8 protein-coding genes are annotated in these 7,571 nt (G+C 58.7%); 7 read left to right on the top strand and 1 reads right to left on the bottom strand.

Annotated features, from left to right (window positions below; genetic code table 11):
* Window positions 1–261: 261 nt before the first annotated feature.
* Entirely contained in the window at window positions 262–762 is a 501-nt protein-coding gene (gene tpx, locus QMX98_RS29985) for a thiol peroxidase (RefSeq protein ID WP_010459910.1), read from the bottom strand.
* A 462-nt stretch (window positions 763–1,224) separates the two neighbouring features.
* Between tpx and QMX98_RS29980 the strand changes: the two genes are divergently transcribed.
* The 7 genes from QMX98_RS29980 to QMX98_RS29950 all read left to right on the top strand — a co-directional run bounded on the left by QMX98_RS29980 (window position 1,225) and on the right by QMX98_RS29950 (window position 7,463).
* Window positions 1,225–1,650, top strand: a complete 426-nt coding sequence (locus tag QMX98_RS29980) for a YciI family protein (protein WP_077749975.1) — start codon at window positions 1,225–1,227, stop codon at window positions 1,648–1,650.
* Window positions 1,651–1,971: 321 nt separating this feature from the next.
* Entirely contained in the window at window positions 1,972–2,184 is a 213-nt protein-coding gene (locus QMX98_RS29975) for a hypothetical protein (protein ID WP_145307337.1), read from the top strand.
* Window positions 2,185–2,200: 16 nt separating this feature from the next.
* Window positions 2,201–3,601: a DUF1254 domain-containing protein gene (locus QMX98_RS29970; protein WP_282411834.1), complete on the top strand. Its 1,401-nt coding sequence runs from the start codon at window positions 2,201–2,203 to the stop codon at window positions 3,599–3,601.
* Between the two features lie 58 nt (window positions 3,602–3,659).
* A complete protein-coding gene (locus QMX98_RS29965) occupies window positions 3,660–3,926 on the top strand; it encodes a hypothetical protein (protein WP_177426692.1) in 267 nt (88 codons plus the stop codon).
* Window positions 3,923–4,951, top strand: a complete 1,029-nt coding sequence (locus tag QMX98_RS29960) for an HAD family hydrolase (RefSeq protein WP_169857985.1) — start codon at window positions 3,923–3,925, stop codon at window positions 4,949–4,951. Before QMX98_RS29965 ends, QMX98_RS29960 begins: the two co-directional genes overlap by 4 nt.
* A 146-nt stretch (window positions 4,952–5,097) precedes the next feature.
* On the top strand, window positions 5,098–6,471 hold the full coding sequence (locus QMX98_RS29955) for a J domain-containing protein (protein ID WP_282411833.1): 1,374 nt from the start codon (window positions 5,098–5,100) through the stop codon (window positions 6,469–6,471).
* Window positions 6,468–7,463, top strand: coding sequence for a DUF3829 domain-containing protein (locus tag QMX98_RS29950; RefSeq protein ID WP_282411832.1), 996 nt, complete (start codon window positions 6,468–6,470; stop codon window positions 7,461–7,463). The genes QMX98_RS29955 and QMX98_RS29950 overlap by 4 nt, the downstream gene beginning before the upstream one ends.
* Window positions 7,464–7,571 lie beyond the last annotated feature (108 nt).

Raw genomic sequence — 7,571 nt, 5'->3', positions numbered from 1 at the left:
GGTCTGCTGTTGTGCAGGCCAAGGCGCGAGAAGCGTGGTTTGGTCATTCCAAATAAGCTTCGAGCAACGCAGCCCTGCACAACAGCAGGCCCGGCCCTTCGGGTTGTGCCTTAAAGCGGGCCAGCCTGCGTTGCAGGCCTTGGAAAGGGAACAACCATTCCCAGCGGCCTGCGCCTTGCCTGGCCCGCTTTAAGGCGACAACGCGGCGGGGAAATTAACTGAGAACGCCCCCTCAGGCCGTTAACAATTGTAAAAGTAACCTTATTTCAGAACGGCGAGTGCCGCTTCGTAGTTCGGTTCTTCAGCAATTTCCTTGACCAGTTCGCTGTGCAGAACGTTGTCGTTTTCGTCCAGTACCACGACGGCACGGGCGGTCAGGCCTTTGAGCGGGCCGTCAGCGATGGCCACGCCGTAGTTCTCGATGAACTCGGCACCGCGCAAGGTCGACAGGTTCTGTACGTTTTCCAGGCCTTCGGCGCCGCAGAAGCGAGCTTGAGCGAACGGCAGGTCAGCGGAGATGCACAGCACCACGGTGTTGGCGATGTCGTTGGCCTGGGCGTTGAACTTGCGTACCGAAGTGGCGCAGGTCGGGGTGTCGACGCTTGGGAAGATGTTCAGCACTTTGCGCTTGCCGGCGAAGTTCGCCAGGGTCACGTCGGACAGATTGCCGGCGACCAGGGAAAAGGCTGGCGCCTTGGAACCGGCTTGTGGCAGTTGGCCGTTGACTTGAACCGGGGAGCCTTTAAGAGTGACTTGAGCCATGAACGGAGTCCTTCTGACGTTGTTGTGGAGAATTTTGAAGAGGCCGAAGTTAACCACGAAATGGGCCGACGACCTATGCCCGGATACAAATTGTGAAGTGTCGCCCCCTAAACTGGATACAACTCTTCCAAACGACACAGAAACCTGTAGGAGCGAGCCTGCTCGCGATAGCGGTGTAATAGTCGATATTCATTTTGAATGTCGGTCCGCTATCGTGAGCAGGCGACCTTCTACAGGGTCGGATGCGCGCCCACCGTCTCAGCAACCTCAGCATATCAACGCACCACCGACAGCCGAACAGTTCGCGCAGCCGGTGTACAGCGTACCGCCCTCTCCCGCCTTCACCCGGCGTTCAAGATGAAAGGCAGCCACCGGCTCTACATTTCACACATTGCCTGTCGATTCGGCTCACGCCCATTCGACTAGACAGTGAATCACCCACCCTCCAGCGGAGATAAAACCATGCGATTCATGATCATTGTGAAAGCCAGCCCGGACTCCGAGGCCGGTGTGCTGCCCACCGAGGAATTGATGACAGCGATGGGCAATTACAACGAGGAACTGACCAAGGCCGGCATCCTCATCGACTGCGACGGCCTGCAACCAAGCAGCAAAGGCGCCCGGGTGCGTTTCTCCGGCGAAAAACGCACGGTCATCGACGGCCCGTTCACCGAAACCAAAGAGCTGATCGCCGGTTACTGGATTTGGGAGGTCAAGTCGAAAGAGGAAGCGATCGAGTGGGTCAAACGCTGCCCCAATCCGATGCCGGGCACCGAAGCGGAGATCGAGATCCGCCCTATATACGGAGCGGAAGATTTCGGCGAGGAATTCACTCCGCAACTGCGTGAGCAGGAAGAACGGATACGCGAACAGATGAAAAAACGCTGAACATTGCAGGGGGTTAAGCGTCCAGCGTCACCTCATCAACACTTTTCTCGGGCAAGTCAATCACCACACCGCGTTCTCTTGCAGGTGCCAGGCTTGCCCGCGATGGCTTTTCTGCCACATCACCCGGGCCTCAGGTTTGCATTCAATTTCAATGCACAAAAAATACCGAAAATCTGAACAAACATCCAAAGCCCCGTCCGGCTGGCGAATCCGACGTTAGCTGCTAACTTCAACAAACATGTCATACAGGCTTGATAGGAAAGAGATTACGCAGCAGTGGCAACCGCGACACAACTGCCTTTCGGTAAATAGGAGTCTCGTATGCACTGTGCAATTCGCTTGGCCGGCTACAGCCTGATGACCATGTTCGTCAGTTGCGGCGTCGGTGCCCAGGACCTCGATACCCAAATCCGCAAGGCGGCGCTGGAAAACAGTCTGCCGGCCCAAGAAGCGATCCTTTGTTTCTACACGGGTTCTATGGCGATCGCCCCCCCATCCCGTCCGGTACTCGACGCCGTCACAGCGGTGAAATGACGCCCAAGGGTTCACTATGACTAACCGCCTGTTGCTCACCGCGCTCTCGCTCGCCCTGAGCACCAGCGCCTGGGCCGACTTCACTGCTACTCCCGAAGACGCCCGGGGCATCGCCAAGGAAGCCTACCTGTACGGATTTCCGGTGGTGGAGATGTACAAAACCCTCTACTCCCAAGCGGTTGACACAAAGAGCGCGAACTTCAAGGCGCCGTTCAACCGGATCGGCAACACCGCGAAGGCGTTCACCGCCAAGGACACTGCGTTCGTCACACCCAACGCAGACACGCCCTACTCCTTTGTGTGGATGGACCTGCGCGCCGAACCGGTGGTGCTGACTTTGCCGCCCATAGACGAGCACCGTTACTACTCTGTGCAATTGATCGACGCCTACGCGCAAAACTTTGCGTACCTGGGCACCCGCAGTACGGGCAACAACGGCGGGCATTTCATGGTCGCCGGCCCCAACTGGCAGGGTCAGCAACCGGTAAAAATGGATCGACTGCTGCGCAGCGAAACCCACATCGCCTACGCCCTGTATCGCACGCAGCTATTCGATGAAAAGGACCTGGCCCAGGTCAAGAAGATTCAGAAAGGCTACAAGGTCGAAACGCTGAGCCACTACGTCAAGCAGAAGGCCCCACCCGCCGCGCCGAAGATTGCCTGGCCCAAACCCACCCCGACCATGAGCGATACCCCTGATCTGTTCCGCTACCTTAACTTCATGCTGGCCTTCGCCCCGGCGCAGGACGCGGAAACGGACTTGCTCGCGCGCTTCAAGACCATCGGCATCGAGGCCGGCGAGCCTTTCAACCTGCACGACTTCACCGCAGAACAACGCCAGGCCCTGGAAGACGGTATCAGTGATGCCAAGGCCGAATTCGCCCGGTTCAAGAAAGACAAAGTCGATACTCACGAGGTCACCAGCGGCGATTTCTACGGTACCCGCGATCACCTCAAGGGCAATTACCTGTACCGCTACGCTGGCGCCAACCTGGGGATTTTCGGCAACTCGGCCGAAGAGGCCAATTACATCGGCTATTTCGTCGACAAGGACGGCAAGCCGCTCGACGCCTCGAAACACGATTACACCCTGCATTTCGACAAAGGCGCCCTGCCCCCGGCCGATGCGTTCTGGTCGCTGACGATGTACGACAGCAAGAACAAGTTGCTGGTGGCCAACCCGCTGAACCGCTACCTGATCAACTCGCGAATGCTGCCCGATCTCAAGCTCGACACCGACGGTGGCTTGACCCTTTATCTGCAAAACAGTGCACCGGCCAAGGACCTGCAAAGCAACTGGCTGCCTGCGCCGGAAGGCCCGTTCTATGGGGGCTTGCGCCTTTACCTGCCAAAACCGGAAGTCACCAGCGGCCAGTGGCAAATTCCGCCGCTAAACCCCGTGCCGGCTAAACCATGAATTCCCACTCCGTAGACCGCAGGAGCACCCCGACCGACGCACCCAGTGCAAAACTCCGGTGCAGATCGATGGCAAACCGGCACAACTGAGCGCCCTGTACCTCTGGGGCAGACGCAGCCGCCTGGGCCTGAAACCGGGCAACCTCGGCCCGCGCCTGCAAAACCTGTTGCGCGCCTGTTGCAGCCGGCAACCGACCGAAGATCAGGCGCTGCGCCAACTGAAGAAATCCTTGGCTACGCTGCATAGTCAGACCTGTCACCACCCGCCCCCGGCAGCTGACGCGTTGCGCCCACTCAACCCTATTCACGAGAAGGACTTCCCATGACAAACCTGATGTCGACCCGCCGACGCCATGGGCTGAGGCTTCTGTTTGCGCTGGTCTTGAGCATGCCCCTGCTGGCCTTCGCGGCCGAACCCCTGCCCTCGTGGAACGACGGACCATCGAAGCAAAACATCATCGAGTTCGTCCAGGCAGTCACCGACCAATCCAGCAAGGACTTCGTCAAACCCGAGGACCGCATCGCCGTCTTCGACAATGACGGCACGTTGTGGAGCGAACAGCCGATGTATTTCGAGTTGCTGTTTGCCCTCGAAGAGGTCAAGCGCACCGCACCGCAACACCCGGAATGGAAAACCACCCAGCCCTTCAAAGCCGTGCTGGAAAACGATCACCAGGCCCTGGCTGCCACCGGTATGGACGGCATCCTGAAGATCTTCGGCGCCACCCACACCGGCATGACCACCGACGCCTTCGATGACTACGCCAAGACCTGGCTGAGCCAAGCCAAACATCCGAAAACCGGCAAGCCGTACACCGAGATGATCTTCCAGCCGATGCTGGAAATGCTCGATTACCTGCGCAGCCAGGACTTCAAGACCTACATCGTCTCCGGGGGCGACACCGCGTTCATGCGCGCCTTTGCCGAGAAGGTCTACGGCATTCCACCCGAGCAAGTGATCGGCACCACCTTTGTCACCGCGTTCCAGTTCAAGGACGGCAAGGCCTCGATCGTGCGCACCCCGAAACTGGCCCACAACGACGACGGCCCGGGCAAACCGGAAAGCATCGACGCAGTGATCGGGCGCCGGCCGATCCTCGCGTTCGGCAACTCCGATGGCGACCTGCAAATGCTGCAGTGGACCGCCGCCGGGCCGGGCAAACGCTTCATGGGGTTGGTGCACCACACCGACGCCAAGCGCGAATGGGCCTATGACCGTCAATCGCAGATCGGGCGTCTGGACAAGGCCCTGGACGAAGCCAAAACCCGTGGCTGGACGATTGTGGATATGGCATCCGAATGGCGCCAGATCTATCCATTCGATGCGCCCGCTCCCGAGCAAGTGCAATAAAAAAAGCGTTACGCCGGACTGCAGTAAACGTTTGTCGGTGACTGACGGTAAGACCCGAGGACTTTTCGACGCGAAACAGGTAGGGTGCGCAAAATCAAATTGCCACTAGTGGACGCGTCCCGGGTTTTCATGGAGTTGCACACGCAATGAGTTGCTGGACCACCCTTGGCCTCCCGGCTGATGCAGATACACGCAGTATCAAACGCCAATACGCAATCCTGCTCAAACAGACGCGCCCGGATGAAGACCCAGAGGGCTTTCAGCGTCTGCGTGAGGCGTATGAGCAAGCGCTGAGCATCAAGGAATGGGAGCAATTGCGCGAGGATGACTCGGGTAATGATGCCCCGTGGGACCTGAGCGGGCTGTCGGTGGTGGAAGTCGACACGCTGCAACGGGTCACGCGTTCGCTGGACGGTGTCAGCCGTGTCGAGCTCGAACAACGTTATGCCGCCGCCCTCGAACATGGCGCGGCCGATGTGATGGAAGACGCCGTGCTCAGGCATTGCGTCGAACACTTCGAGACCTGTGAAACACTGCTCGAATGGGCAATGGAAACCTTTCACTGGTTCAGTCTCTGGCAGCGCCTGGAACTGGACGAAGAACTGATTGTAGAATTGTCGCAACAGCGCGAGCGCTTGGCGGAACGTCGTGAAGCGCCGATATTTCTGGCCCGGCAACAACGCCTCGCCGCAGAACCCGCTGCCACGCCAGAGCATCGCGCCGCCCACTTGCTGCTGGCGCCGGGCCCATTCAGTCAGCGCCGAGCCCTGGCCCGACGCTTGCGCGAAGACGATTGGGTGCACTGTCGAAAGCTGAGCTCTGCGTTGTACGCCAACCACCCCGACATCTGCGCAGACCTGCCCGGCGGTACGCCGTTCTTCTGGCGTGACTGGGAACATACCTATGACAGCTGGCCGATTTACCTGGGTATTGTCCTGGCCTGTCTGGTCGGCACCTTTATTCAGTTCGCGCCGTTGGGCACGCGTCTGGGCGAATTGATCGGCGTCACGGTGTTCTGGTCGGTGATATTCGCGGTCGTCGGATGGGCACTCAACTGGCTGACGGCGCACGTTGCCCATCGCTTTTGGTGGCTGGACGATCGATTGAGTGTGCGCCTTTCGCCCTCGCTCATGCCCCTGCCGTTTGGAGTGCTGCGCGACTTGATTCCCTGCATTGCGATGGCGGCGGGCATTGGCAACGTGTATGGCGTGGTCGGCAGCATCGTTTACATCACGACACTGATGAGTGTCGGACTTATACGCCGACGGAAGGTCAAACCGCACGTTTCCTGGCAACACGCCAGCCCCTTGCTCAAACGCAGCCTGATGGGCGCGGGCATTTTGGTGCTGGTTTTAGTACTCGGCGTGTTCAAAGTGATCTCAAGCCAAAGTACGGTCAACCGCAACCAGGGCCTGCAACAGTGGACCGAACGCTTGTGCAGCCGGATGCCGGCCACCGCCAGCGAATGCAACGCACCGGCCACTGTTGAGCAGTGGTACGGCCAGGAGAAACAGCCATGAACCCGAAATGGCTGTTCCCGGTGGCGACCCTTGGGATGCTGATCCTGATGGGGCTGGCCGGCTCTTCGAAATTCGTCGCCCGCATCGATTTGTGGCTGGATCGACACGACGCTCCGCTCACCGCGCAGGCCAATGCCCTGAGCCCGGTGATCGATTGCATCAACCGGGTCGACGTGCATTGGCGGGTCGCCTACGCACTGTACAAATCGCCGAAGCAACCTGCGGAACCGGTGCGAGACTGGATCACCAACCAGCATGATTTCGACGACAACGGTGCCCGTGATGCACCCGCCATTCAAAGGGATATCTGTTCGCCGAAAATCAGCGAAAAACTCAAGTTGCTGGACTACGACCCAACACTGGCGTTGAAAGCCGATGCCTACGCACAGGCATTACAGCAAGTGACGCCCTTTACGCAGCAAATCACCTTTTACCGACAGGCGCGTTTTTCGACCGCCATCAGTGAGGTGCAGCCCGCCTTTGCCGATCAATTCAGACCCAGGGCCGAGGACTACCTCACGGCGTCAACGGTACTGAGGCAGCAGGTTGAAGCGCTGGACCTCGAACAGCGGCGCGAGCAACTCAAACTGATCGAAGCGCGCCTGGGCAAGGACATTCACTGGTATTTGCTGGCCTACATGATCCAGGCCAGGGACACGCTGAACCTTGTAACGGAGGGCGTGAACAATCGAAGCCTGACGCCGCAGGCACTGGCTAAAGCCATCGCTGAACTGCAATTGGCCTGGGATTACCTGCAGCAGTTCGGCCAACGCCATATGCAGGAAACGCAAAACCGTAACGAAGCACCCAGTTATCTCTTGTCGCACATCGCCAGGCCGACACAGAAGTATCTGGATGCCTTGAATGCGCTGCACAAGGACTGGAAGAACAAGGCTGAACCACAGCGATTGAGTGATGATTTTTATGCGGTGACGCGTGGATATGATTCGCTGATCAGCCATTACAACCGACTGGCGCGTGCTGAGTATTGAGTGATGTGTTGTTCTTGAGGCCGCCTTCGCGGGCAAGCCTTGCTCCTACAGGATCAGGTCGTTCATAAAGTTGACTAACGACTCAATACCGTAGGAGCGAGGCTTGCC

The sequence above is a fragment of the Pseudomonas sp. PS02303 genome (assembly GCF_029959925.1).
Lineage (GTDB): Bacteria > Pseudomonadota > Gammaproteobacteria > Pseudomonadales > Pseudomonadaceae > Aquipseudomonas > Aquipseudomonas mandelii.
Note: the sequence above shows the minus strand (reverse complement) of the source record. Positions and strands in the feature narration are given on the sequence as shown.

Coding starts and splice junctions, on each gene's coding strand:
- tpx (WP_010459910.1), bottom strand. CDS start 762: ATGGCTCAAGTCACTCTTAAAGGCTCCCCGGTTCAAGTCAACGGCCAA.
- QMX98_RS29970 (WP_282411834.1), top strand. CDS start 2,201: ATGACTAACCGCCTGTTGCTCACCGCGCTCTCGCTCGCCCTGAGCACC.
- QMX98_RS29950 (WP_282411832.1), top strand. CDS start 6,468: ATGAACCCGAAATGGCTGTTCCCGGTGGCGACCCTTGGGATGCTGATC.
- QMX98_RS29955 (WP_282411833.1), top strand. CDS start 5,098: ATGAGTTGCTGGACCACCCTTGGCCTCCCGGCTGATGCAGATACACGC.
- QMX98_RS29960 (WP_169857985.1), top strand. CDS start 3,923: ATGACAAACCTGATGTCGACCCGCCGACGCCATGGGCTGAGGCTTCTG.
- QMX98_RS29980 (WP_077749975.1), top strand. CDS start 1,225: ATGCGATTCATGATCATTGTGAAAGCCAGCCCGGACTCCGAGGCCGGT.
- QMX98_RS29975 (WP_145307337.1), top strand. CDS start 1,972: ATGCACTGTGCAATTCGCTTGGCCGGCTACAGCCTGATGACCATGTTC.